We start from the raw sequence: 24,225 nt of genomic DNA, 5'->3' as shown, positions 1-24,225 counted from the left end.
GCATATGGCGTTTGCTCTTTTTTATGACAGGGTCTCTTCTTTGTTCCGGGAAAGCTTTTGATAGAAATACTTAATTAGTAGAATGATGGCTGCGAAACCAATGTAGATGAAGAAAAACACAATGTATCCCCATAAACCAACGATGGCATCAATGAACTCCATCTGCCCCCGGTTTGTGATTGCCTGCTGAATTTCAATTGCGAAGACCAACACAAACATGAAGGTCAATGTATAGAAGAAAGCCAGAGCCGTGATCCCGAACTTAAGCTTCGATAGAATCTTAGACACAATGTATACAAAAAAGAACACGGAGATACCGATGATCCCCATAATCCAAAAGTGCAGATCTTTATCCGTAAGGGTGAAACCGAGCTCACTCGTTATTCTTATTAACATGTCGTGGAGGTTGTTAATGATCTCCACTATTAAGGTAATTCCTTCTTTCATCATATCCACTCCCTTTTTTATGAAGATAAGTACTTTACGAGTATATCAGGAATGTGGATTTCTTGTTAGGTGGTAAATAAGGGTGATTTTCTGGATGGGTGTGGCAGGGGGGATGTGGAGAGATTGATATAAATTGCGATTTTTTTCAATTTTAATCGAGATAAATTGGATAATGTTGCGTTGCTGGATCTTTTTATCGAGAACCAACGAATAACCTACAAAATTCGTATTGCTTCGATTAGTAAGAGGGAGCGAAATTCTGAAACTTGTCATTATATCAGCGAAATCGACCAGTTTATCAGCGGAATTTTCAATATATCAGCGAAATCCGAATTTTATCAGCGAATTTTCAAATATATCAGCGAACGTGCATTCAAGAGGAGATATCGATCCGCTACCCGCTTCTACCCGGTTCATATAATCTCCTGTTGAGTCGATGAGAGAATCATTTAACGGCGAAATTTCAGATATAACGGCGAATCTGATTTTAACGGCGATATTTTCAATATAACGGCGAAATCCAGAATTTAAAGATGAAATCTCAAATCATGAAGTTACGAGCCATGACCAGCTAAGAATCCAATCAAATGTAACGGGCACCATCTCCAACAAAAAAATTTCGAAAAAACTGTAGGGAATCACCATTTTCTTTCGTCTATTACTATGAGACCACAAGAAAGGGGGAGAGAGGTTGGTGGATCCGCTAATTGAAAAGGCGATGAATGGCAGTGAGCATGCGTTTCGGATGTTGATCGAAATGCATAAGCAGTATGTTTTTAAATGCATTTACGGCGTTCTGAGAAATCAGAAAGATGCGGAAGATGCATCACAGGAAGCATGGATGAAGATTTATTCCTCTCTCCCCCAGTACGAGCATCAAGGGTTCAAGACATGGATGACGAGAATCGCTGTGAACCATGCCATTGATTGTAAGCGAAGACAGGCAAGACAGAAGGAGGACCTGGTCGACGACCTCCCTGAGAGAGAGTCCCGGGATGCTGTAGAAAGACGATTATTAAAAAAAGAACAAAAGCAGCTCGTGTTGAGGCATTTAGAAGAAGTTCCCGAATCTTACAGAGAAGTGATTGAAGGATTCTACATAAAAGAAAAGTCCTATCAGCAGCTTGCAAATGAACAGCATGTGCAGGTGAAGACGATTGAAACAAAGCTGTACCGGGCAAGGCTTTGGATGCGGAAGCACTGGAAGGAGGAGGATTTCATATGAGTCATATTGCATTGGAAGAGTGGAAGAATTACGCCAGAGATGAAATGAAAGATAATAAGCGAACCGAATACGAGGAGCATTTATACGGCTGCGATCAATGCATGAGTCTTTATATGGAAGCAATCGAATCGGTTCAAGACGAGCTTCCTTCCATTGAAGGTCCGTCCCTCTATACAGATGAGGTGATGGAGCGAATTCCGTTTAAGCCGGATTCAGTGAAGAAGCCAGTGAAGAAACTCTGGTATGAGGAAAAGGTGTTTCATTACGTGCTGGCTACGGCCATGACGTTGATTTTGATGGCGACTGGTATCTTTGGTGAACTTATGAAGGTCACGACGGAATTTGAAAGAGGTCAGCAGTCGGCATCCTTTACAGAAAATATCTTAAATAAAACAACGGCTTTACTTGATGAAGTAGAAAAAATTGAAGAACAGGAGGCAGAGTAAGATGGATAAAAAGAAGAATCCAATCATTGCGTTTTTGTTGGCTTTTATACCCGGTGTGGGATTGATGTACTTAGGTAAGGTATTAAGAGGGGGCCTGTTTATCCTCGTATTGATGGCGTCATTTCCCGTTGCATTCGTGGGAGCGCAAGTGTTGAACTGGGATGGTTTTGCTTTTATCACCATTGGGTTTGCGTTCTTATTATATCTCATCAGTATCGTTAATACGGCACTTGTGGCATCAAGAATGTTGAAAGCGAATGAAGCTTCAAGAGAACCGGTGGTAGAAAGTGATTCTGGACAGCTGAGCACCGAACGCTTCTATACCATCATTCTATCCATGGTACCAGGGCTCGGTCATTTTCAACTGGGATTGATGAACCGTGGTGTCACATTTTTGGCAACGTTCCTCGGAGTAGCTGCGATGATTCTCTTTGTAACAGCGATGACGGGGAGAGGGGAGTTTATGGTGTTCTTGATCGTTCTACCTGTCGTATGGGTATACAATTTCTTCGATACGATGCAACTTCTGAATAAAAAACAGGCTGGGGAAGTGTTGACGGATCGGTCAGTATTGGAAGACCTGGAAGCCCAGCATGAAGGTGGGAGAAAGAGTAAGGCATTCGCCACATTTTTATCGATGTTTCCGGGGGCGGGGCATTTGTATCTTGGTTATCAGCGACGGGGCATTCAGCTTATGGCAGTGTTCTTATTCTCCATTTATATATTAGACGTACTTCGGTTAGGGATTTTTCTATTCTTAGTTCCGATCATCTGGTTCTACAGCTTCTTTGATGGATTGCAACGTGCTTCTAAACACGGAAAGGAACCTTTAGAAGATACGCCGATTGTGTCTTACTTAATCAATCAGCAGAAGTGGGTAGGAATTGGATTGATGTTGCTTGGAGTTTATTACTTGGCTACGAACATCCTTATGCCCCTATCATTACCGTTTTTAGAGACGTATGGCATTGATTTGTATCATGTGATGTATAGCTATATCCAGCCGGGAATTGTTTGCCTCCTTCTTATAGGGGGGGGAATTAAATTGGTGTCCGGAAGTAAAAAAGCCCATTCAAAAGAGGAGGTATCAGAATGAGAACTTGGCGAGTCGGATCCATCTCAATGGGGGCATCCCTTTTGTTCCTGGGAATTTTCCTCCTGTTTTCACAGCTGTTAAAATGGGATTCAGCCTATGTGCTGGCAGGTTGGTGGCCTGTACTGCTGATTGTGTTAGGGGCAGAAATCCTAGTGTACTTATTCTTATCAAAGCAGGAGAAGCCAATATTAAAATATGATTTCCTTAGTATAATATTTGTGGCTGTCATAGGAACGGTGGGAATCGGATTTACGGTTCTGCAGGCGACAGGATTGACAGGGGAGTTGCAAACGTTCTTTGATTCTGAAATGAGAACAGCAGACCTTCCTTCGTTTAACTATCAGGTAGGTGATGAGGTGAAACGGATCGTCGTTGATTCAAGCCATCATCCGTTAACGGTTGAAACAGTTACGGATAAAGAAGTGAGTGTGTTTGGTACGTATCGTTCTTCCTTTACTGAAGGGAAACCATTACTTGGGAATCCGGAAGATTATCTAATGACGACAAGGAAAGGTGATACACTTTATATCACATTAAAAAGTCTTCCTGACTACAATGGCTGGATGCAATCAGGGCAGGAGATGGATGCGACACTCGTTATCCCGGCATCCAAGTCCCTCGAAATCTCGAGTGACTACAATGAAGTCACATTAAAACCTAGAACCCTTTCGAGCTCCTGGGAAGTATCAACCTCTGCGCGGGTCAACCTGATTCTCGCCTCAAATGAAGACCTGACCATCAATGCCGATAACGTCGGAGACATCCAAGGTGAGGAAGTAGAATGGCAAATGACAGAACCTGTGAGTGCATCCGATAAAGACGTAATCGAAGAAGGAATCCCGAACAAATCCGCCACCCTCAAACTAGGAAGCGGACAACACCCCATCACCATTTCCCATTCCGATCAAGTAAATGTATCGATCAAGAACTGAGGGACGGACCTCCAAATCTTCCATCATTCCGCTTGTAAATCAAGTGGAAAAGAGTTGATTTGGAGTTTTTTTCTTTAGTAGGTTAACGTGATGAGGGACGGACCTCACCTCATCACTTATCTTCCGCCAACTTCTTTCGATCAGCAGATTGAGGTGGTTCTTCCAGCCAGCCGTTATTGATCAAGATGTCCGCACCACTTTTGCCTAATTCCGCCACCTCCAGTATGAGTCTAAAATAATTTGATACAAGGTCAGCTCTCATACTTGCCGCTGCAGCCGTACCATAGTTCCCCATCCCGGCATTACTTATCAGAGTGGTGTGGAACATCATCAGTTTATCGGAGAAAGCAGGGACAGTTGAAGCTTTTACATTGGTATCCCAAGACATGGGAGCCTGCATATCATTATTGATGAGAGCATCACTAAATATATTGAGATGCTTTTGTGCAATTTCCTGCGTCCTGGACATGAATTTTCTTACTTCCTTTGATTGCGCCATTTGTGCGAAGCTTGTCGCAATCATGCTTCCGAGTAAATTGGTTTCCGTGTTAAGGAATAAATGTGATATTTCAATGGCATTCAGTGGCCGTCTATTGACAAAGGGATTCAGGCTGGAACTCATATATGATTTTTCCTTAATAAATTCCACTTTTTCAGGATAATCAATATATGGGGGCCTTATTAAAACTCCTTTTTCCTTTCCTGTCTCCGTTGCTTTTTTGTAGAGGTCACTGGAAAATCGAAGGGCCTGTTGGAAGAAATCAAGGATGTCTTCTCGTACAGTAAGGGATACGGCCCCGCTATAGGTAATCATCCCAACCTTCGCCATTTGCCGGAGATACATTAAGAAAAACGTATCGCCATAAATGGCAGGGGCATCTGGGAACACGTCCTTTTCCTTTGAAAATCCAAAAGGGATAGGGATATGTTCCTCTTTGAAAATGGATGAGATGAAGTCAATATGCTGCTCAGATTTTTCTTGAGATAAACGGAGAATGGATGCCGTATCAGGGTCCTGATTTTTTGCAAGGAAATATTCAAATACACACAGAGCCAAAGTGTCACTTTGATATGTAGACCAAAGAGCGGCCAATTCGGCTGAGGTTAAATTTGTTTTGGGATGATGTGACATGGATAGGTCTCCTTCTGTTCAATAAATGTATCATTAGTATGGATTTTTCTTAAAAGATTTATTTATCGAGATTCTTATATTTATGGTTTTTTAGAGTGTATTCCCATGATTTAAGTGAATAATGAATACATCTAAAGAATGGCTAGGATGATGTATATGCTATTGATGTGGATAACAATTTTTGTCCTGAATGGTTTCGTCTATATGGTAAGAAAAAGGCTTCTGATCATCGAGATGTACGTTACTTCTTTGTTTTCCATATATTTAGCTTTATTTGCAGATTCCATTTTGGGTGGAATGTTCAAGTTATATTCCTATTTCGAAGCAGGGGTGGACTGGATTGATTTTGTAGGTGCGGTTGGGATTTACCCAGCGATTAATATCCTGTTTTTAGCTTTTTTTCCCGCAAAGAAGAATTTAATCATCAAGGGGATGTACATACTGGGGTGGACACTATTTGCATTATGTTACGAGTTTGTGGCCGCTCACTATTCTACCTTCTTTCAGTACAGTGGCTGGAGACTGATATACTCCGTTCCTATTTATCCAATCTTATATATGACCTTGTTATATAACTTTCGATTCGTTGATAAATTACTTGGTATAAAGAAGACGTTCTTTCATTTGACGCCTCTGGAGTGGTATGGAAGCCTATTCTTTATCTTATATATGAATTTGTTTATAGACGCGGTATTGAAAGGGAGATATGAGCTTTATTATTATGTTGTGAAAGACGTACATCCGTTTGATTTCTTTTATCGGTTGATATTATTAAGTGTCCCGCTTTTGATTTTTTTGAGCAGGCAAGCGAATGATCCCACTCTATGGAGATACCTTGTTTGGATTGCGGTCTTGAGTGTGATTCAACAATGCGCAGCAGCGCTCGATCTCTTTCACACCACCAACTGGAACATCTCACTCTCCATTGCCCAATTTGCGCTCATCCTCCTTCTATCCTGTCTGAACCTGCGGCTTCTCAGATATATGAAGCGAGGGACGGACCTCTAAATAGGCAATTCCAATATGGATTTGGCTAATTGAAGGTCCGTCCCTCAAACCATATCTTCCCATCCTCAGCTGTTTGTGGTAAGATGATTATAATTTATGAGAAATGGAGGTTTTCCTTTTGATTTTAATCAGACTACGCATCCGCAATTTGAACGCTTAATTGAATATGTTCAAAGGCTCTGCCTGTGTGCAGGGTAAATGGGATCGGTCTGACTATTTTTAAAGGAATTCTTCATTTGACGTTGAATGAAGGAAAGAGCGGCTGAATGGCTCCTCTTTCTTTTCTTCTTGAAAAAATAGAACTGAATACTTACCGAGTGGTGCCATTTTGTGTGTTTTCTTGGGAAAACGCCAGGGGAAAATGCGGTCTTCTTCATGCGCCACCGGTTTATTCAAATCCATTTACGAAAAGCACAGGCAGAGGCCTGTGTTTTTTTCTGTACACACTAAAAGATAGGAAGTGACGAAGTAATGGAAGAACGTTTAAAAGCAATCGCCATAGGCGTTAATACAAAGGATAAGAATAATGACTTCGAATATTCGATGCTTGAGTTAAATGGATTGGCAGAAGCGAGGCATATTGATGTTGTCGGTGAACTGACTCAAAATCTGCCCCGTCCGAATCATGTTCATTATATTGGTAAGGGGAAGATCGAGGAGCTCCTGCCACTTATTGAAGAGTGGGAAGCAGAGGTGCTCATTTCGAATGATGAGCTGTCTCCTTCGCAAATTCGTGTACTGGAAGAGAAGCTCGATATTCGGGTAATGGACCGGACGATGTTGATTCTCGATATCTTCGCAGAACGTGCGAAAACCCGGGAAGCGCAACTTCAAGTAGAGGTAGCTCAATTGCAATACATGCTCCCGCGTCTTATAGGACGCCGTGAGTCACTGGGGCGTCAAGGCGGCGGCTCAGGACTCGCGAACCGTGGTGCGGGTGAAACGAAGCTCGAGCTTGATCGACGTAAGATTGAAGAGAAAATCACAGCGTTGAATAAAGAGCTGGATTCCCTCGTCGACTTGCGAAGTACCCAGCGTAAGCAGCGTCGAAAGAGTGAGATACCGGTCGTATCCCTTGTCGGATACACAAATGCAGGGAAGTCTACGACTATGAATGCTTTCGTAGAAAAATTCCATCCAAACGAGAATAAACAAGTATTTGAAAAGGATATGTTGTTTGCGACTCTTGAAACATCGGTGAGAAATATCACCTTACCGGACAAAAAGGCATTTCTCCTGACAGACACGGTTGGATTCGTTAACAAACTGCCCCATCAGTTGGTCAAAGCGTTCCGTTCAACACTTGAAGAAGTGGTGGAGGCTGATCTCATCATTCACGTGGTTGATTATTCCGATCCCCACTACGAGAAATTGATGAAGGTGACTGATAAAACCCTTGAAGGCATTGGAGTGGGCGACATTCCAGTCATCTATGCCTTTAATAAATCAGAGTTAGTAGAAGGAGAGGTTCCTAGAGTCGAAAAGGATCGAATTTATTTATCGGCTAAAAAGAGAATCGGGATGGACGAATTACTGGACGTCGTGAAGAGTTATATTTTTAAAAACTACAAAAAGTGTCAGATGGTTATTCCTTACGATAAAGGCCATTTGATTTTTTATTTCAATGAACAAGCGAATGTAGTGGAAACAGAATATGAAGAAGCTGGGACAAAATTGACAATCGAGTGTAAGGTAAGTGATTTTGAAAAATATCAACAGTATGTCATTCAAGAATAAATAGGAAAACAGGACCTTTTTTAGTCGAAAGGTCCTGTTTTTATTTTTGATATTATAGTAAGTACCTTCCGATAAGTCTTTCGGAACTAAGGGGGAAGGCGAGTTTTTCAATGGCTCATGAACCATTTAGACCTATTTAAGAAAAGTTTATCCCCATAAAGGAAGGGGTAGAATGGCTAATAATTTACAAAGGAGGGTCCTGTAACTATGAAAGCCACCTATACAAAGACGTCTTCAACAAGGAATCTATGGTCCGGTATCTTATTTGGGATGGGGATCGTTGCATTTATTGATGAAACAGTATTCCATCAGTTGCTTCATTGGCATCATTTTTATGACAAGTCCACAACAACGATAGGGCTAGTATCTGATGGTTTTTTTCATGCATTTAGCTGGTTTGCTACAATCGGCGGGTTATTTATGTATGCTGATTTACGCCGGAAAAAAGTATTGTGGATGAAGAGATGGTGGGGAGGCATTTTGCTAGGTGCAGGAGGATTTCAATTGTATGACGGGACAGTGCAGCATAAGTTGATGGGAATTCATCAGATACGCTATGTAGAGAATGTCATTGTGTATGATATTGTCTGGAATGTGATTGCGGCTGCTATGATTCTTGCAGGTTTCTTATTGGTTGTAAATACTGGATATAAAAAGAATGAGACTGTTGCCAATGCACGCTGATCATTCTATTACACAAGCATCTCAAGGCATCGGTTCGGTTTCTCAGATTCTTCTAACCATTCCATTTACAGTGATATTTGTCCTGTATCTGCTTGCTGTGGTCGTTTCCAATCGCAAACATAAACAATGGCCAATTTCCCGTACAATCTTATGGATCGTCGGTGTCTGCTGTGCTTTAAGCGCAGTATCAGGACCCTTGGTTCAGCGGGCACATATGGAGTTTATTTCCCATATGCTTGGTCATTTGCTCCTTGGAATGTTGGCCCCTCTACTCATGGTACTCGCTGCACCGGTGACACTTGTACTGCGGACCCTGCCTGTCACTTTGGCCAGGAGGCTTTCACGAATACTGAAAAGCCGTATGATGGGCATTATCAGTGACCCCATTGTCGCTGTCATCCTCAATATTGGAGGCCTGTGGGTTCTTTACTCAACCAGTGTGTACGAAGAGATGCATCAATACATTCTCCTTTATTTGTTCATACATATCCATGTTTTTCTGTCTGGATATCTATTCACAATTTCCATGATATATATTGATCCCGCTCCACATAGAACCAGTTATATTTACAGAGGAACTGTATTGATCCTTGCCTTGACCGGTCATGGCATTTTGTCGAAATACATATACGCCTATCCTCCAGCCGGTGTCCCGCGTGAACAGGCAGAGAGTGGTGGGATGATTATGTACTATGGCGGAGATATGATCGATTTGATCCTGATCATTATCTTCTGTTATCAGTGGTATAAGGCAGCCCGGCCGAGAGCTAATACAAGGAAAAGTAAAGGCAGTAAGAATTTTATGGGGACACGGAGGGGTTCTAGTACGCCTCGATAAATCTCTACATGTTTATCTGCTTCTGGAGGAGGTAAATATATAGAAATGTAGAGAAAGGAGCATGCAGATGCCAACATTAACTGTAGGATTTCAAACCATGCCAAACGGAAAAGACGTGGATACACATGGCGTTATCCCAAAAATGATCGAAGTGGTAAAAGAATCAGGCTTAACATACGAAGTGGGGCCGATGGAAACGGTGGTCGAAGGTGATTATGATAAAATTATGAGCGTCATTAAAGAGACCCAGGAAGTAGGGATACAACACGGGGCAACCGAGGTTTTCACAAATATTAAAATGCATTATAAAACGGACGGAGTATCAATCGCAGACAAAAAGAAGGATGTTTGAAAACCCACTTCCGATTATAAAGAGTGTGATTATTAGCACCTATGTTATAGGTGCTAAATTTTTTATGGGGAAGAATGGATATTTCTTTCATTAGAATCTATTTCAGTAACTGAGTTCTAAAGGCATTATATTCTTTTCGAAGTTTAAGAAGAGGTTATTCATTGACAAGAATTGTACATGCTCCTTCATCTGGGCTCCTGCATAAAGTAAATGCAGAGGAGGGATGCATATGTTTTTTCCGCGACGATATCCTGTGATACCGTGTGATGTTCAACAAGAATGCTATCCGTATTGGCCAGAAGTCAGAAACCATTATGAAGATGGTCTGTTGCCACATACTTATCAACAGTTCTATCCACCATACGAGCAGCAACGTGATTTAAATTATTATCCACAACAGCTGAACTATTATGATCCTTATAAAGGATTCTATGAACAACCTGTCTACGAAGATCCATTTGATTGGCGGGCAAACTGGAGGGAATGGGAGGACCTTGGGGCACCGCCACGGGGAATGAAGGGTTCACCTGCCGTTTCTTCCTGGCAGGCTAACAGGCTGGATACATTTGTACGAGGTGAGAATGACAGAATGTATCACAAATGGTGGAACGGTTCCCGCTGGAGTAATTGGGAGGATCTCGGTGCACCAAGGAGAGGTTTAAGGAGTTCCCCGGCTGCCGTGTCATGGGGACCGAACCGTATTGATACGTTTGTCAGAGGGAATCGGGATACACTTTGGCATAAGTGGTGGGATGGATCGAGATGGAATGAATGGGAAGACCTTGGAGGACCACCACGTGGGTTCAAGGGAGATCCTACGGTTGCATCATGGCAAGCAAATCGCCTCGATGTTTTCGTGCAGGGGAATGACAACAATCTCTGGCATAAATGGTGGGACGGAAGCCGATGGAGCCAATGGGAAAACCTCGGAGCTCCAAGAGGCGGTTTGAGGGATTCACCAGGTGCTGTATCCTGGGGGCCGAATCGAATCGATTGCTTTGTAAGAGGAAACAATGACCGGATGTGGCATAAGTGGTGGAATGGTTCCCGCTGGAGTAACTGGGAGGACCTGGGCTCACCGCCTAGAGGATTCGAAGGCGCTCCCGCAGCATCATCATGGGCTCCGAACCGGATCGATACCTTTGTTCGTGGAGACAACAACAATATGTGGCACAAATGGTGGAATGGTTCCCGCTGGAGTAATTGGGAAGACCTTGGAGCACCAAGAGGAGGCGTTCGTTCTTCACCGGGAGCCGTGTCATGGGGCCGTAACCGAGTGGATGCCTTTGTAAGAGGCAGAAACGATCATATGTGGCATAAGTGGTATGCTTGATAGGTGGAATCATCCCTGTGTGTAAATAATCCGTTCTTTTTTGGAGTGCATAACCTATAAATGACATAAAAAACGTCCTGTGAATTGGCACAGGACGTTTTATTTCTATATCATGGGTCATTCCACTTTTTATTTTATACCTATGAACTGTTTTTTTACTGAGAAAATTCCGTTTCACAAAAATAATTTGGATCAAATTAATTCGTTTAAAGGAGATAAACTTTCTCAGTCGGACTGCTTCACACTAAGGACGGTGATCGTAACAAGGATGACCACCATGCCAAGAATTTGAATGCGGGTCAAGTGATCCCCGATAACCAAAACGCCAAATAAGGAGGCTGTCACGGGCTCTACCATAGCGACCATCGAAGCATTTGTCGGAGTAGTCAATCGAATTCCAGTCACATACAATATAAAGGACAGTCCAGCCCCGAGGATCCCTAACAGTAAAAACCATCCTATATCCCTTGACGCCAACACAGCAGCTGCTTCACCCTTGTCCGTAAACAGAAAAAGGATAAGACAAAATGAAAAAAAAGCAATGGTTAGCGTAGTGTGTGGGTTTCCGATAGAAGAGGCATTTTTAAACCCGAATATAAACAAAGCATAAGAAAGGCCAGCAGCAAGTCCCGCTGCCACCCCAAAAAAACTCACTGAAATCGATTCAGTATTGTAGGCACCTGTAAGCAGGATGATCCCCAAAAGAACACCGGTAATACAGCCCCATTTAAACCAAGTAGAATGTTCTATTCGTAAAAAGAAAGAGGTTAACAGGACGAACACAGGTGCGGTGTACATTAAAGTAGCGGCAACCGCAACGCTTGAGGCTTCGATACTTAGAAAATAAAAAGTGAAGTTTCCAGCAACACCAACACCTGCAAATAAAGACCATAAATATAAACGGGTAGAAATGCCCCGATTTTGTCTAAAGCGAAGAAGAAACCACACCAAAAAACATATAAATCCAACAACCCCCCTGTAAAGTGAAATCACAATAGGATTCCAGCCCTTGTTCATTAAAACATCGGCAATCCCACCACTAATACCCCAGCATATAGCGGCCAGCATAACTAAGCCTATACCTGCAAATTTCATCGTGTGCCTCCTAAAGAAAAGTTATGGTGCGAATTTTTGAGCAAACCTAGCGTGACCTTAATAACTTAAATTTAATGACCAAACAACCCTCTATACGCTCTTGAACAAACATATGTTGATTAATAAAGGTATTAATGGTAATTCCTTTAGTTTTCCTTATTTAAACCCCTTAATTTTGAGTTACCAACAATCGGGGGACAATAACGGAGTAAGTAGGACATCATCTATTGTATCTCCTTTAAACTCAAATGAATTTGAGTATGTTCTAAATTCAGAATTCAAAGATAGGATATTTTCAGAAAGTCTTACCTCAAAACAGAACGGTTTAGTGTGTAAATAGGGAAGATTTTTTTCTTTGAAATGAAGGTATGGGCAAAGCTTTTGTCCAAATTACTATAACTAAATTGGAAAGGAGAAAAGAAAATGAAATCACGCAGGCAAAAAATGAGGATCTAAAAAAGGTTATGGGTCTGTTAGTGAATGCAGCCACCTGGTTAAAGACAAAAAGGACGAAGCAATGGAGATACTATCTGACTGATTTAGATGGAAACGAAGAAGAGGTCCTTCATTCAAACGAAAACGAGGCGACCCATTTTGTTGAAAAAGAAGGTCAACCCATTTTCCCTCTAACCCTTAAAAAAACAAAGTGGAAAGGTTTTGGACCTAATCCCTTAAAATGAATTTCCCATATCCACGGCCTTCCAGTAAATACGAAATCATACTATAAATATAAATCCCGGCATGATCATAAATCACACCGGGTTACTTTTTAACTGGCTTTCTTCCTTGGTTGGGCTTTCATCATGGGCATGTACTCATTGAAGTAATGATTCGTTTCACGAACGATGACCTTATAAAGTAAAATAAGGGCAATCAGGTTTGGAATCATCATCAAGGCGTTAGACATATCAGCGAATGCCCAAACGAGCTCCAGGTTAGCAACGGCACCAAGTCCGGTTGCTAAAATATATATGAGTCTGTAGGAGTTAGCAAAGCGATAATTCGTCAAATACTCGAAGCATTTCTCTCCATACATATACCAGCCGACGATCGTCGAGAATCCGAAGAAGATGACGGAGAAAGATACGATGTATTCCCCTACAGTACCGAGGGCGTGTCCAAATGCCGCACTCGTCAGTGCCCCGCCGTCAAGACTTGGCGCATGCTCGACACCCGATATTGCTCCGCCTGTCGGATCCCAGAAGCCTGTGATCAGCAGGACCAGACCAGTCATCGTACAGACGACAATTGTTACAATGAACGTACCCGTCATAGCGACAAGTGCCTGTTTAACCGGATGATCGGTTTTCGCGTTACCTGCAATCAATGCAGCCGTACCAAGACCAGCTTCATTGGAGAAAATCCCACGTGAAACCCCGCTTCGGATCGCTTCACTGATAATGATTCCTGTGAAACCTCCAGCGGCAGCTACAGGATTGAACGCATAATAGAAAATCATTTCAAATGCCGGAATGATCATGTCATAATTCAGTACGATGATGATCAATGAACCGCCAATGTAAAGGAATGCCATGACCGGTACAAAGAAGGACGCCACGGTACTGATCCGCTGAATCCCTCCAAAGATGATCAAACCTGTCAGGACTGCTAAAACGATTCCTGTTACGACATTGTTAATTTGAAAGCTTGATGTCATAACGTCTGCAATCGTATTGGACTGTACGCTGTTTCCGATTCCAAGGGCAGCAAATGCACCGAATAAAGCGAAGGCAACAGCAAGCCATTTCCACTTGCTTCCGAGACCTTTTTCAACGTAATACATTGGTCCTCCGGAGTATTCACCGTTTTTATTTTTCACACGGTACTTCATAGCAAGCAGCGCTTCTGCGTATTTCGTCGCCATTCCGAGAAGGCCGACAACCCACATCCAGAAGATGGCTCCAGGTCCACCAATCGTCAATGCCGTAGCAACCCCGGCAATGTTTCCGTTACCGATGGTCGCTGACAAAGCAGTCATCAACGTTTTGAAGTTACTGATATCTCCTTCAGATTTGTCAGCAGAAGAAGAGGGTTCTTCTTTTGTAAAAGCAAGTTTAAATGCATACAATAGCTTTCGGAACTGCAGCCCTCTAAGCATAAACGTCAAGAAAAGGCCTGTCCCAAATAACAGTACTAAACTTGGTGTCCCCCATAAGAATGAATTAATCTTGTCTAGCACATCTAACATAGAATCCTCCTTGTCATCTCATGTTGTAAACGTTTTCTTTGTGAGTTTCCATCTACTATTTATATAGTATTCCGAACAATCTGTCCATAATAAAAGTCGAATTTCCAGAGATTGAGCCTTTTTTAGTAGTAGGCGTAGTTGGAGGGACGGACCTCGGATACGGTCACAAGGGAAGTGCGTCCCAAGTATTATTGAAGGGTGGAAATCGCGTAACAAAAGGGACGGACCCTCTTCGGCTGAACGATGATTTTTCTTTATCGCTCAGTTTGAGAGGTCCGTCCCTCAAAGTTATATCAGTGTAATGATTACTATCACGAGCAGCGGTCCCACCAAAATGAGGTATCCAAGAGGTCTGGCGAAGTTCAGGGTCCAGCCTACTCCGAAGCGTTTTTCAACGAAGATGGAGGGGTCTTCAGGGTTGAAATAGAAAAGCCCTCCTTTCCAGTATTGATCGTCATCTGCATTGATCACATCGCCGGTGCCTTCATCGATGACTTCTACGTCCAAGTCTGAATCCTTTTTCCCCACCTTGATGGCCATAAGGACCGTCCCTATCAAGACGAGTGCAGAGAAGGCCAGTGGCATGGTGATGATCAGCAGGTCGCTGACGCTATTTTCATACAGGGTGGTGAATTGCAGGAATGTAAAGAGCATGCTTATCAGAATGGAGATGAAGAATAACAGCCAGCTTGTGTACTTGCGCAGACGGAGCTGTCGGACACGTGATGCTTTTATATTCCCTGCACTCAGCTTGATCCCGGAATTCCTTGTGAGTTCATTGACCCCTAGGAACATTGCATTCATCACCAATAATACAAGTGGCAAGGTCAAAGCAGACAGATAGGTTTTGGTCGTAAATGAATCCGGTTTGCCATCGGGTCCCCAGTGAGTAGGGATCTGGTCCGGCAAATTATTGTAATTCACTAATGTAAACACCATTAATCCAACGGTGATTACCATGGGGACTACATATACTATCCAGGGTAGCATTTCATCTCTCGTTCTTAAGTTCAATTCTGAAACTTTCACCTGTTTGCGATCCTTGAACCATTGCTTTTCCCGTTTCAGTGTTGTCACTTTCATATGAAAATAGAAATAAAGGGACATCGAAATAAATAGGATGACAAAAGGCAGTAATAAGCCTGCTAAAATGAGGTGATTTTCAGTGGATGGAATGTTTTTTGACCAGATAAAATAGAGAGCCAATGCCCCAATTGAAATGAAAAATGTTAAGATTGCGTAGAGTTTTTTGTAATGTAGCAACTGTTCGTTCCGTATTTCATCAACAGGTATCGTTACACCAAAAACCACCGTTCGTTTTACGATAAAAGGAATGGTAATTTGCAGAACCATCAAAAATCCCACCGTGACGAATAAAAGCGCCATTTCCATTTATTACTCCCCCTTAACCTTTAGGATAATAGATGAAACTAATTCTTGAATTTCTTTTTCACTCATGCCGAATACCATGGATTCCACTACAATCGGCCGCAATTCTTCTGATATCTGATCCAGTCGGGATGGCGGGATTTCTCCCTCAGATGGCGGACAAATAACAGCCCCAGACTTTGGAACAATGCGGATCACACCCTTGCTTTCCAATTCATGATAGCTTTTATTCACCGTGTGCATGTTTACACCCAGGTCACCGGCAAGACTGCGAACGGACGGGAGGATATCACCTGGCACTAATTCCCCGCGGACAATTCCCTCCATGATCCCATTCTTGACCTGAGAATATATCGGTATATCTGATTGAGGTTCTATTTGGATAAACAAGGATTCACCTCCTAGTTTGTTATATGTTTAGTATAACAGAATTGTTCTAGTTTATGTAGAACAAAACTATTTTTCCAGAAAAAGTTAGATTATTGAAGGAACGCTCGTTATAATTTGATTATAAAAAAGAAAATTCAGTGAACGGAAGCAATCAACACCCAAACCTTGTCATCACAACTGACAAATAGATTGCAAAAACTAACTTGGACCACTTTAATAAAGACGGGAAGTTATGCTAAGGAGTGAAAAATGTTCATGAAGAATCAAGGACTAAAAATCGTAGAATTGACATCGATAGAGCAGCACATTGAGGAACTTTCTGATCTTTTGATGAAAGTAGTGGATGACGGGGCTTCAATTGGTTTTTTATCCCCAATGGCTCGTTCAGCAGCGAGGGACTTCTGGCGACATGCACTGAGTCCTCATGTGATTCTATATATAGCCTGTGTGGATGGTAGTATTGCAGGAACCGTGCAGCTTCACCTATGCACCAAACAAAACGGTACCAACAGAGCCGAAATCGCAAAAATGATGGTCCATCCGAAATTCCGCCAAAAAGGAATTGTCCGGTCCCTCATGGAAATAGCGGAGAAAAGAGCTAAAGAAGAGGGACGGACCTTGCTCATCCTGGATACGGTCGAAGGGGCACCTTCTAATCATTTGTATACGTCCCTTGGATTCGTTCAGGGAGGCCGGATTCCCGACTATGCAGCTTCACCTTTTGGGGAATTAGAGGCAACCATTATCTACTACAAACAGATTTAGAAGTTTGTGAGAATAAAATAATTAGAGGGACGGACCTCAAATCCTCAAATCAATCCATATTCAGGTGATTTTTAACGATTAGAGGTCCGTCCCTCCAAATAGGTCGTATGAGTAGTAAGCACATTTATTTTAGGAGGAAAACATGGAGAAAAAATATCCCTTTTTGATTCTATTTTTGAGTTTGTTTGCAAGTTTCTTGTTGTTGACGGCATGCAGTGATTCGAATGCCAAGAGCGAGGAAACGATGGCGGGTAAAAAAGAAGAAGATTTGTATGAAAAAGAAAAGAAAGAGATGGAAGATAAAATAGGTGTAATGGAGCCACTTCAATTAACTTCCTACAGCGAGGAAATCGGTGTCACAATGAATGAGCCGTCATACAAGGAATTTGCGGCAAATGGGCAAGTGACCGTTGATGGGGAAATTGAACAGTATTCAGAGTTGAAGTCGGACTACGCCTGGATCAAGGTTAGGGCAAGCCAAGAAGGACCTGCGGGGAATCAGCTCGAATACTACACTCCCATCAAAGACGGCAAGTTCAAACAGGAGATCCATTTTTTCAATGGAGAAGGAAAGTATAGTGTGTCTGTGCAGCTGCCAAGCAAGGATCGAGAGAATTATTTCTATGATACAGCTTCCTTCACGGTTCATAATGTGAATCCTGACATAATGAGGGATGTGACGCTCACACCATTTGGCCAGGAGGCCGCCTTGTCCTTGAGTGCTGAATCAAGCTATATTAAAGGCAATGAAATTTTTCCATTGAAAGGAGAAGCGGTTAACCTGACGGATGAAGACACCATCATGCTCAGGTTAAAGAAGGATTCTCAAAACTGGACCCATGTCATTCCCGTTAAAAACGGACAATTCAGTTATGAGGTTCCTTTATTTTTCGGGAAAGGAAAACACGAGCTTGAGGTACTGGTACCGGATGAAGATCGTGAAAGCTACTACCAGACGGCCACCACTCTAATCATTGATAATGAATCTGTTAGGGTGATGAGTCCGATTGAGTACGCTGATAAATATCGTGAGCGTGGCGTAACTCTGGAATCTCCTCATTTTGGCGGGGAGAAGTCGGATGGTGTTTACTCTATCAAAGGGAGCATCGATCCAAAAGCTGAATTCGGTCCGGAAACGACGCATATTTATATCACCACGAAAAAAGGGGAGGACGAAGCTCTGGATGTTATACCTGTAGATGATTTTACCTTTGAGGATTCCTTTTATCTCCGGTTTGGACCAGGTACTTATGAGGTGACCCTCAGCGTACCTGAAATCAAGGAGGAGAATAGCGATTATTTCAGATTTTTCGGTTTTGCGAAGTTTGAAGTGGAATCGACAGGTGAAGACAAGCGGGACCTGCTGCCTTCCCGTGGGGTACAGTCAGGTGCGCAGGAAATCAAGGAGCAGGCGGAAACCGTCACAGCCGGGCAAACTAGCGACAGGGATAAGGCGAAAGCGATCTATGATTATGTCGCAAAAAATGTTTCCTATGACGTTGAGAAATATGAAAATGACGACTTTAACTGGGATGATAGTGCATTAAAAACACTGGAAACCAGAACGGGTGTGTGTCAGGACTATGCTTACCTGGCGATTGCCCTGCTTCGTGCCAGTGACATCGAGGCGCGATTCGTTGAAGGAAGAGCAGGGGGGATTTTCCCTGGAAGGCATGCTTGGGTGGAAGCGAATCTTGATGGGGAATGGGTCACTTTGGATCCGACATGGGGATCAGGCTATTTAAAGGACGGTAAGTTTGTACCGGCTTTCAATGAGGATTATTTTGATCCGGATATGAATGAATTTAAGAAGACGCATACACGGACAGGTGTGTCGTATTAGAAATGAATCATATAAAGGGACCGGCTCCAGTCGATGGAGGTGGTTCTTTTTTTATAAATTAGAGGTAATAATTAGCTATATTGTGAATGAAAGCCATAAATAGTACACTTGATTAATGAAAGAATTCTTATATTCAGGAGAGTAGTGAATGGATTTTACACAAAATAAGAAAACAGTATTCATGCTTTTTATCATAATGATCTTATTGGAGATTGCAGATTTTTCATGGAAAACAACTGATCAATCCAATGTGGGAGTGTCGCTATTTCTCCATATTGGTTTAGTGCTCTGTATGCTTTCTTTGTTATTCCTACTATTCAAAGGGAATTGGAATGCTTCAAAGGAATTAACGAAGAGTAATAGGAATTTAAACAACATTTTTGAGACGCTTGATGTTGCCATTTGGTCTCATGATATGAAATCCGATGTTCTCTTAATCACACCTGGAATTGAGAATTTGTATGGATATCCTTTGAACAATTTTTATCAGGATACACTTCTTTGGAAAAAAGTGATACATCCAGAGGATTTGCCGGTATTAAATGAGAGGGAAGAAAAACTGGGTGCCGGTCAGGCATGTGTGAGTGTATACCGCATCATCAAGCCGGATGGTAAGGTTCGCTGGATTCAGGATAGAGGCATTCCCTCTTTGGATGAAAATGGAGAAATGATTTCTTTTACCAGTGTGCTGTTTGATATCACCAATCGGAAAGAAAGTGAAGATCAATACCGTAGTTTAGTAGAAATGTCTCCAGATATCATTGCGGTCATTAGTAACCAAAGGTTTGTTTATATCAATGAAGCTGGCAGCAGATTGATTGGTGCCAAATGCCCCGAGGATATCATGAACATGGATGTTTCCCATTTTACCAGTCTTGAGAACATCGAGAAAATAAGGGAGCAGACAAAAGATTCGACCTCAGGGGAACGATTTGAACTGACCGTTTATCGCCTAAACGGAGATTCAATAGAGTTGGAGATTTCCGCGATGCCCATTTTATATGGAGGAAGGATGGCAATACAGTTGGTTGGACGAGACATTACGAATCGTAAAGAGACTGAGAAAACCATCCGTACCATGGCCTATTATGATTCACTGACAGGGCTTCCAAATCGAAACAAATTTAAACAATACTTAAATGAGTCAATTCGTGAAGCTCCTGATCAATCGATTGCCATCTTATTTCTGGATCTAGATCGATTTAAAGTCATCAACGATACGAAAGGGCACTCTACTGGCGATATCATACTTGAGAAGGTTGCCCTCCAATTGAAGAATGTGGTGAAAGACAAAGGGATTGTGTTTAGGCAAGGAGGAGATGAATTTATTATCTTACTCTCCAATTTGAATGAGCAAGAGGTCGAAGAAACGACGGGTGAAGTATTACATAGTTTCAACAGTCCAATCGTCATTCATGAACAGGAGTTCTTTGTGACACCAAGTATCGGTATCAGTATGTACCCAAAGGATGGAGCGGACCAGGAAAGTTTAATCAAACATGCCGATACAGCCATGTATTTAGCGAAGGAACGCGGTAAGAATAACTATCAATTCTATTTTCCGGAGCTTGAAAATGCCTCTTCAAGGAATATGGAGCTTGAAAATGGATTAAGAAAGGTATTGGAGCTCAAACAATTAACTCTCCATTATCAGCCCAAAGTGGACTTGGAAACGCATGAAATAATTGGTGTGGAAGCCTTGATACGCTGGGAACATCCGGAACTTGGAATGATCCCTCCGAGTGAATTTATTCCTTTGGCAGAAGAGACGGGATTGATTATTCCGATCGGGGAGTGGGTTCTTCGAGAGGCTTGTCGACAAAGTCAGGAGTGGGAAATGAGCGGGTTAGGCATCATTCCTGTTGCAGTTAATATATCTGTGAGACAGATAAAGGATGATGGATTTGTTGACATGGTAAAAGAAACCTTATCATACCTCCAGTTTGACCCAGATCGGCTTGAGCTTGAAATAACCGAGAGTATCATGCAGGACTTCGAAAAATCAACGAAAGTTCTCAATAAGCTGAAAAAGCTTGGCGTCATCATTTCCATGGATGACTTTGGAACAGGTTACTCTTCTTTGAATAATTTAAGGCATTTACCGATTGATAGTATTAAAATAGATAAATCGTTCGTAGATGATAACATGGAAGATTCAAATCAAGTTTCAATCGTAAAAGCGATTATTGATATGAGTCGAAATATGAACTTTACTACTATTGCTGAGGGAATTGAAACAGAAAATCAAGTCTTGTTCCTGAAACGGAATGCCTGTCAGGTAGGTCAGGGATACCACTTTAGCCGTCCATTAACTGGACCATTATTAGAAAAGTTTCTGGTGGAGTGGGGAAGGGAACATTCTGAACGTGTTTGGCTGTGACGAAAACACTTTGACTAAAAGGACGAACGAAAATAATATATGACTCACAGTGGGTCAGGTATAATGGAATGCGATGTATTTTAAATTGAACATGAATAAACAATCATTGGAGGAAATGAACACGATGTCAGAATGGCCAAATTGCCCAAAGTGCAACTCAGAATACACGTATGAAGATGGAAGTCTGTTCGTTTGCCCCGAGTGTGCTCATGAATGGACAACAAATGCAGCAACAGAAACGGCAGATGAAGAAAATGTGGTCAGAGACTCAAACGGAAATCTCTTAGCCGATGGTGACTCCGTTTCGGTCATTAAAGATCTGAAAGTAAAAGGAAGCTCATCCGTCCTCAAGATGGGAACCAAAGTCAAAAACATCAGACTCGTCGAAGGAGACCACGACATCGACTGCAAAATAGACGGCTTCGGAGCCATGAAACTAAAATCCGAATTTGTGAAAAAGATATAATGCGTGAGTAATGTGAGAGGGACGGACCTCTGATGAGCGATTAACCTGGTGGTTTGCTGATCAAAGGTCCGTCCCTCTTTCAGATTTACGGAAATGATAAACTTATATAGCAGGTACTCAGAGTTTTGGAGGGATGAATGGTGAATGAGAATGCAATGGGCAGTCCCCTTCAGGTTGGTGCCCCGATTATAGAGAGAAAGGTAGGTTATGACGGTAAATTGGTGGAACATCACTGCCGGCTCTTGAAGGCGGGAGTTGAGGATGTGGTCCTTTTTCATAGAATAAAAGATGCCTTTACCATGAGAACAAACCAATCAAGCTTAACCATCCCAGAGGGAAGCTACACCCTGGCGCACTATTGGAAGGCCCGCGCTTATAATGTGTATATTTGGAGAGATCATCGGGGTGAGTATTTAGGTTCCTATTTTAATATTGTCAGAAATACTAACATAAACAATGAAGTAGTATCTTTCGAAGATCTTATCATAGATGTCCTCGTATTTGCCGATGGAAAAGCTTCCGTTCTGGATGAAGAGGAGCTACCCGTTTCCATGGAGGAGTTTGAGAACGGGTATGTTCTGGAGGAATTGCAATTATTAGTGGATAGCCTTGGGGGGTTCCTTCCAAAGCTTATTTCTGATACGAGGGTTCATTTTCCTCATGATGATCTTCTTGGATGGCTTAGCGATTCAAAAGGTAGAAGGGAGGTATCTGAGCAACAGGATGAAATCTAAAGAAAATGAAGAAATCATCAATCCGGCTTCAGGTGCTGTCATTATGGCTCTTGGAATCTTTCTTTATGCTGCTATTGATGCTTTTACATGGATCAACCATACCACTGGAAAAATACTGACTGTGTCCCTGGTTGTGTTGGCTGCGATTATTTATAAATATCTTTTTAAACAATTGTTAATTAAACAATTTTTCATTGCTTTAATACGGAATCCTGTTCATTCTTTCGTGATTGGATCGTGGGTTGCCGGCATTTCGGTTTTGAGTAATGTGATCGTCAAATATTTCCCTGATATGAGCGTGGGTGTACAGGGGATTATGCTTATTAATACTCTTTTGTGGCTATGTTTTTTGGTAAACTGCTTCTACCACTTTAACGAGATCATGAAACGACCGACAGCGCATTCTACTCATGGGGTTGTGTTACTTTCTACCGTTGCTACCCAATCATTGGTGATATTTTGGGTGAAGGTTTTTCCTGCTCTTCCGGCGGGACTGCTGATTGCAGTGGTGTCACTTGGAATCTTTTATTACTTGATCGGTATGACTTTGATTGTGCTTCGATATGCGAGAGGAAATCCTTGGACGATGATAGAAGATTGGACAAGCGCAAACTGTATCATTCACGGGGCTTTATCCATTACAGGCCTGGCAATCGTTTCTTCACAGCTGATGTCTGGAATGTTTATAATGATTTTTTGGCTAATTGTGTTTGTCCTCCTGATAAGTGTTGAATTAATGGAGATGGTGAGAGCTGTTAAACGGATTCAGAAGCTGGGATGGAAAAAAGGGGTTTTTACTTATCATATAAGTCAATGGTCGCGTAATTTCACCTTTGGAATGTTCTATGCCTTTACCATCACCATGCATGAAAACCCTCATTATTTGAATGCGTTTTACGATTTTCATAGAGTCTTCTTGCATTTTTGGGCGTGGATTGTGTTCCTATTTCTAATAACCGAAATTAGTCTATGGGTGGGATCGAGTGGTTATCATTTCGAAAGAATCACCAGGGGGAATGTTTCTTGAGTACGTTTATCTTGTTTATGGTTATCATTTTATTTGCATCGATATTGCAAACTAGTACCGGTTTCGGATTTTCTATAATGGCAACACCATTTTTATTGCTCTTGTTTCCACCTAGAGAAGCGATACAGATTAATTTGATTTTATCCCTTGTGATCTCACTGGCACTTATTGTGAAAATTAGACGGGACATTGATTTTCCCCTTGTAGAAAGGTTTGTGGTCGGGAGCATACCTGGTTTACCCCTGGGTATATTGATTTTCACTCTTATTGATATGAGTCTCTTAAAGGTATTAATCAGCCTGATCATCATAGTGCTGACGGTTTTACTTATCATGAACTTCCGCATCAGGCAGTCCAAAATGCGGGACTTTCTGGCAGGGGGATGGTCTGGAGCACTGACCACGAGTATCGGTATGCCAGGACCACCTCTGCTTCTATATTTTTCAGGCACCGAGACAGGAAAAGAGAAGCTTCGGGGAACAACCCTTGCCTTTTATTTGTTCATCTATCTCGTCAGCCTAGGAATCCAGGTGAAAGTGGCGGGTACTACTCTACCAGTTTGGAAATCAAGCTTGCAAGCATTACCGGTAGTAGCTATAGGTCTAGTGTTGGGACAAGCATTATTCAACAAAATCAATCAAAAAATCTTTCAAATCGTTACCTATGTACTCCTGTTGTTTACGGGAATCTATCTGCTGATAGAAAGCATTTAACTTAG

The 24,225-nt window shown here is 42.1% G+C and carries 24 protein-coding genes; 18 read left to right on the top strand and 6 right to left on the bottom strand.

Features of this window, described 5'->3' with window-relative positions; genetic code table 11:
- Positions 1 to 21: 21 nt before the first annotated feature.
- A complete protein-coding gene (locus FZC88_RS08450) occupies positions 22 to 447 on the bottom strand; it encodes a hypothetical protein (RefSeq protein ID WP_148968207.1) in 426 nt (141 codons plus the stop codon).
- Positions 448 to 1,141: 694 nt separating this feature from the next.
- Here FZC88_RS08450 and FZC88_RS08445 point away from each other — a divergent pair.
- Genes FZC88_RS08445 through FZC88_RS08430 form a run of 4 tightly spaced genes read left to right on the top strand, consistent with a single transcriptional unit; the run spans position 1,142 to position 4,146 of the window.
- On the top strand, positions 1,142 to 1,672 hold the full coding sequence (locus FZC88_RS08445) for a sigma-70 family RNA polymerase sigma factor (RefSeq protein ID WP_315635832.1): 531 nt from the start codon (positions 1,142 to 1,144) through the stop codon (positions 1,670 to 1,672).
- Positions 1,669 to 2,118 carry a hypothetical protein gene (locus tag FZC88_RS08440; protein WP_148994440.1) on the top strand — a complete coding sequence of 150 codons (450 nt, stop codon included), beginning with the start codon at positions 1,669 to 1,671 and terminating at the stop codon, positions 2,116 to 2,118. The genes FZC88_RS08445 and FZC88_RS08440 overlap by 4 nt, the downstream gene beginning before the upstream one ends.
- A gap of 1 nt (position 2,119) precedes the next feature.
- A complete protein-coding gene (locus FZC88_RS08435; protein ID WP_148994439.1) occupies positions 2,120 to 3,214 on the top strand; it encodes an efflux RND transporter permease subunit in 1,095 nt (364 codons plus the stop codon).
- Positions 3,211 to 4,146: a hypothetical protein gene (locus FZC88_RS08430; protein ID WP_148994438.1), complete on the top strand. Its 936-nt coding sequence runs from the start codon at positions 3,211 to 3,213 to the stop codon at positions 4,144 to 4,146. The genes FZC88_RS08435 and FZC88_RS08430 overlap by 4 nt, the downstream gene beginning before the upstream one ends.
- 112 nt (positions 4,147 to 4,258) lie before the next feature.
- On the opposite strand, the gene FZC88_RS08425 is transcribed toward FZC88_RS08430, so the two are convergent.
- Positions 4,259 to 5,278 carry a DUF3231 family protein gene (locus FZC88_RS08425; protein WP_148994437.1) on the bottom strand — a complete coding sequence of 340 codons (1,020 nt, stop codon included), beginning with the start codon at positions 5,276 to 5,278 and terminating at the stop codon, positions 4,259 to 4,261.
- 156 nt (positions 5,279 to 5,434) lie between these two features.
- On the opposite strand from FZC88_RS08425, the gene FZC88_RS08420 reads away from it, so the two are divergent.
- The 6 genes from FZC88_RS08420 (at position 5,435) to FZC88_RS08395 (ending at position 11,230) form a co-directional block, all read left to right on the top strand.
- On the top strand, positions 5,435 to 6,286 hold the full coding sequence (locus FZC88_RS08420) for a CBO0543 family protein (protein ID WP_187443551.1): 852 nt from the start codon (positions 5,435 to 5,437) through the stop codon (positions 6,284 to 6,286).
- Between the two features lie 471 nt (positions 6,287 to 6,757).
- Positions 6,758 to 8,023 carry a GTPase HflX gene (gene hflX / locus FZC88_RS08415; protein ID WP_148994435.1) on the top strand — a complete coding sequence of 422 codons (1,266 nt, stop codon included), beginning with the start codon at positions 6,758 to 6,760 and terminating at the stop codon, positions 8,021 to 8,023.
- A 207-nt stretch (positions 8,024 to 8,230) separates the two neighbouring features.
- Positions 8,231 to 8,707 carry a DUF2243 domain-containing protein gene (locus FZC88_RS08410; protein ID WP_148994434.1) on the top strand — a complete coding sequence of 159 codons (477 nt, stop codon included), beginning with the start codon at positions 8,231 to 8,233 and terminating at the stop codon, positions 8,705 to 8,707.
- Positions 8,697 to 9,545 (top strand): cytochrome c oxidase assembly protein, encoded by an 849-nt coding sequence (locus FZC88_RS08405; RefSeq protein ID WP_148994433.1) that lies wholly within the window; start codon positions 8,697 to 8,699, stop codon positions 9,543 to 9,545. Before FZC88_RS08410 ends, FZC88_RS08405 begins: the two co-directional genes overlap by 11 nt.
- Positions 9,546 to 9,612: 67 nt before the next feature.
- Positions 9,613 to 9,897, top strand: a complete 285-nt coding sequence (locus tag FZC88_RS08400) for a thiamine-binding protein (protein ID WP_148967989.1) — start codon at positions 9,613 to 9,615, stop codon at positions 9,895 to 9,897.
- A gap of 229 nt (positions 9,898 to 10,126) precedes the next feature.
- The gene (locus FZC88_RS08395) at positions 10,127 to 11,230 is read left to right on the top strand and encodes a PLL family lectin (RefSeq protein ID WP_262371800.1); all 1,104 of its coding nucleotides are present in this window, start codon (positions 10,127 to 10,129) and stop codon (positions 11,228 to 11,230) included.
- A 225-nt stretch (positions 11,231 to 11,455) separates the two neighbouring features.
- On the opposite strand, the gene FZC88_RS08390 is transcribed toward FZC88_RS08395, so the two are convergent.
- Entirely contained in the window at positions 11,456 to 12,325 is an 870-nt protein-coding gene (locus FZC88_RS08390; protein ID WP_148994432.1) for a DMT family transporter, read from the bottom strand.
- A 464-nt stretch (positions 12,326 to 12,789) separates the two neighbouring features.
- Between FZC88_RS08390 and FZC88_RS08385 the strand changes: the two genes are divergently transcribed.
- Positions 12,790 to 13,005: a hypothetical protein gene (locus FZC88_RS08385; protein WP_148994431.1), complete on the top strand. Its 216-nt coding sequence runs from the start codon at positions 12,790 to 12,792 to the stop codon at positions 13,003 to 13,005.
- Between the two features lie 89 nt (positions 13,006 to 13,094).
- Here FZC88_RS08385 and FZC88_RS08380 read toward each other — a convergent pair whose 3' ends face one another.
- The 3 genes from FZC88_RS08380 to FZC88_RS08370 all read right to left on the bottom strand — a co-directional run bounded on the left by FZC88_RS08380 (position 13,095) and on the right by FZC88_RS08370 (position 16,292).
- A complete protein-coding gene (locus tag FZC88_RS08380; RefSeq protein WP_148994430.1) occupies positions 13,095 to 14,513 on the bottom strand; it encodes an alanine/glycine:cation symporter family protein in 1,419 nt (472 codons plus the stop codon).
- A gap of 288 nt (positions 14,514 to 14,801) precedes the next feature.
- On the bottom strand, positions 14,802 to 15,905 hold the full coding sequence (locus FZC88_RS08375) for a DUF1648 domain-containing protein (protein WP_148994429.1): 1,104 nt from the start codon (positions 15,903 to 15,905) through the stop codon (positions 14,802 to 14,804).
- Positions 15,906 to 15,908: 3 nt separating this feature from the next.
- Positions 15,909 to 16,292 carry a GntR family transcriptional regulator gene (locus tag FZC88_RS08370; RefSeq protein ID WP_148994428.1) on the bottom strand — a complete coding sequence of 128 codons (384 nt, stop codon included), beginning with the start codon at positions 16,290 to 16,292 and terminating at the stop codon, positions 15,909 to 15,911.
- Between the two features lie 255 nt (positions 16,293 to 16,547).
- Between FZC88_RS08370 and FZC88_RS08365 the strand changes: the two genes are divergently transcribed.
- The 7 genes from FZC88_RS08365 to FZC88_RS08335 all read left to right on the top strand — a co-directional run bounded on the left by FZC88_RS08365 (position 16,548) and on the right by FZC88_RS08335 (position 24,220).
- Complete coding sequence (locus FZC88_RS08365; protein WP_148994427.1) at positions 16,548 to 17,057, top strand: GNAT family N-acetyltransferase; 510 nt, start codon at positions 16,548 to 16,550, stop codon at positions 17,055 to 17,057.
- A 142-nt stretch (positions 17,058 to 17,199) separates the two neighbouring features.
- Entirely contained in the window at positions 17,200 to 18,900 is a 1,701-nt protein-coding gene (locus tag FZC88_RS08360; RefSeq protein WP_148994426.1) for a transglutaminase domain-containing protein, read from the top strand.
- Positions 18,901 to 19,048: 148 nt separating this feature from the next.
- Positions 19,049 to 21,280: a sensor domain-containing protein gene (locus FZC88_RS08355; RefSeq protein WP_262371799.1), complete on the top strand. Its 2,232-nt coding sequence runs from the start codon at positions 19,049 to 19,051 to the stop codon at positions 21,278 to 21,280.
- A gap of 124 nt (positions 21,281 to 21,404) precedes the next feature.
- Entirely contained in the window at positions 21,405 to 21,746 is a 342-nt protein-coding gene (locus FZC88_RS08350) for a zinc ribbon domain-containing protein YjdM (protein WP_148994425.1), read from the top strand.
- A 155-nt stretch (positions 21,747 to 21,901) separates the two neighbouring features.
- Positions 21,902 to 22,480, top strand: a complete 579-nt coding sequence (locus FZC88_RS08345) for a ribonuclease FAU-1 family protein (RefSeq protein WP_148995127.1) — start codon at positions 21,902 to 21,904, stop codon at positions 22,478 to 22,480.
- Positions 22,407 to 23,507 carry a TDT family transporter gene (locus tag FZC88_RS08340; RefSeq protein WP_148994424.1) on the top strand — a complete coding sequence of 367 codons (1,101 nt, stop codon included), beginning with the start codon at positions 22,407 to 22,409 and terminating at the stop codon, positions 23,505 to 23,507. The genes FZC88_RS08345 and FZC88_RS08340 overlap by 74 nt, the downstream gene beginning before the upstream one ends.
- The gene (locus FZC88_RS08335; RefSeq protein ID WP_316247528.1) at positions 23,504 to 24,220 is read left to right on the top strand and encodes a sulfite exporter TauE/SafE family protein; all 717 of its coding nucleotides are present in this window, start codon (positions 23,504 to 23,506) and stop codon (positions 24,218 to 24,220) included. Before FZC88_RS08340 ends, FZC88_RS08335 begins: the two co-directional genes overlap by 4 nt.
- Positions 24,221 to 24,225: the final 5 nt, after the last annotated feature.

This window comes from Rossellomorea aquimaris (genome assembly GCF_008180865.1).
GTDB lineage: Bacteria > Bacillota > Bacilli > Bacillales > Bacillaceae_B > Rossellomorea > Rossellomorea yichunensis.
Note: the sequence above shows the minus strand (reverse complement) of the source record. Positions and strands in the feature narration are given on the sequence as shown.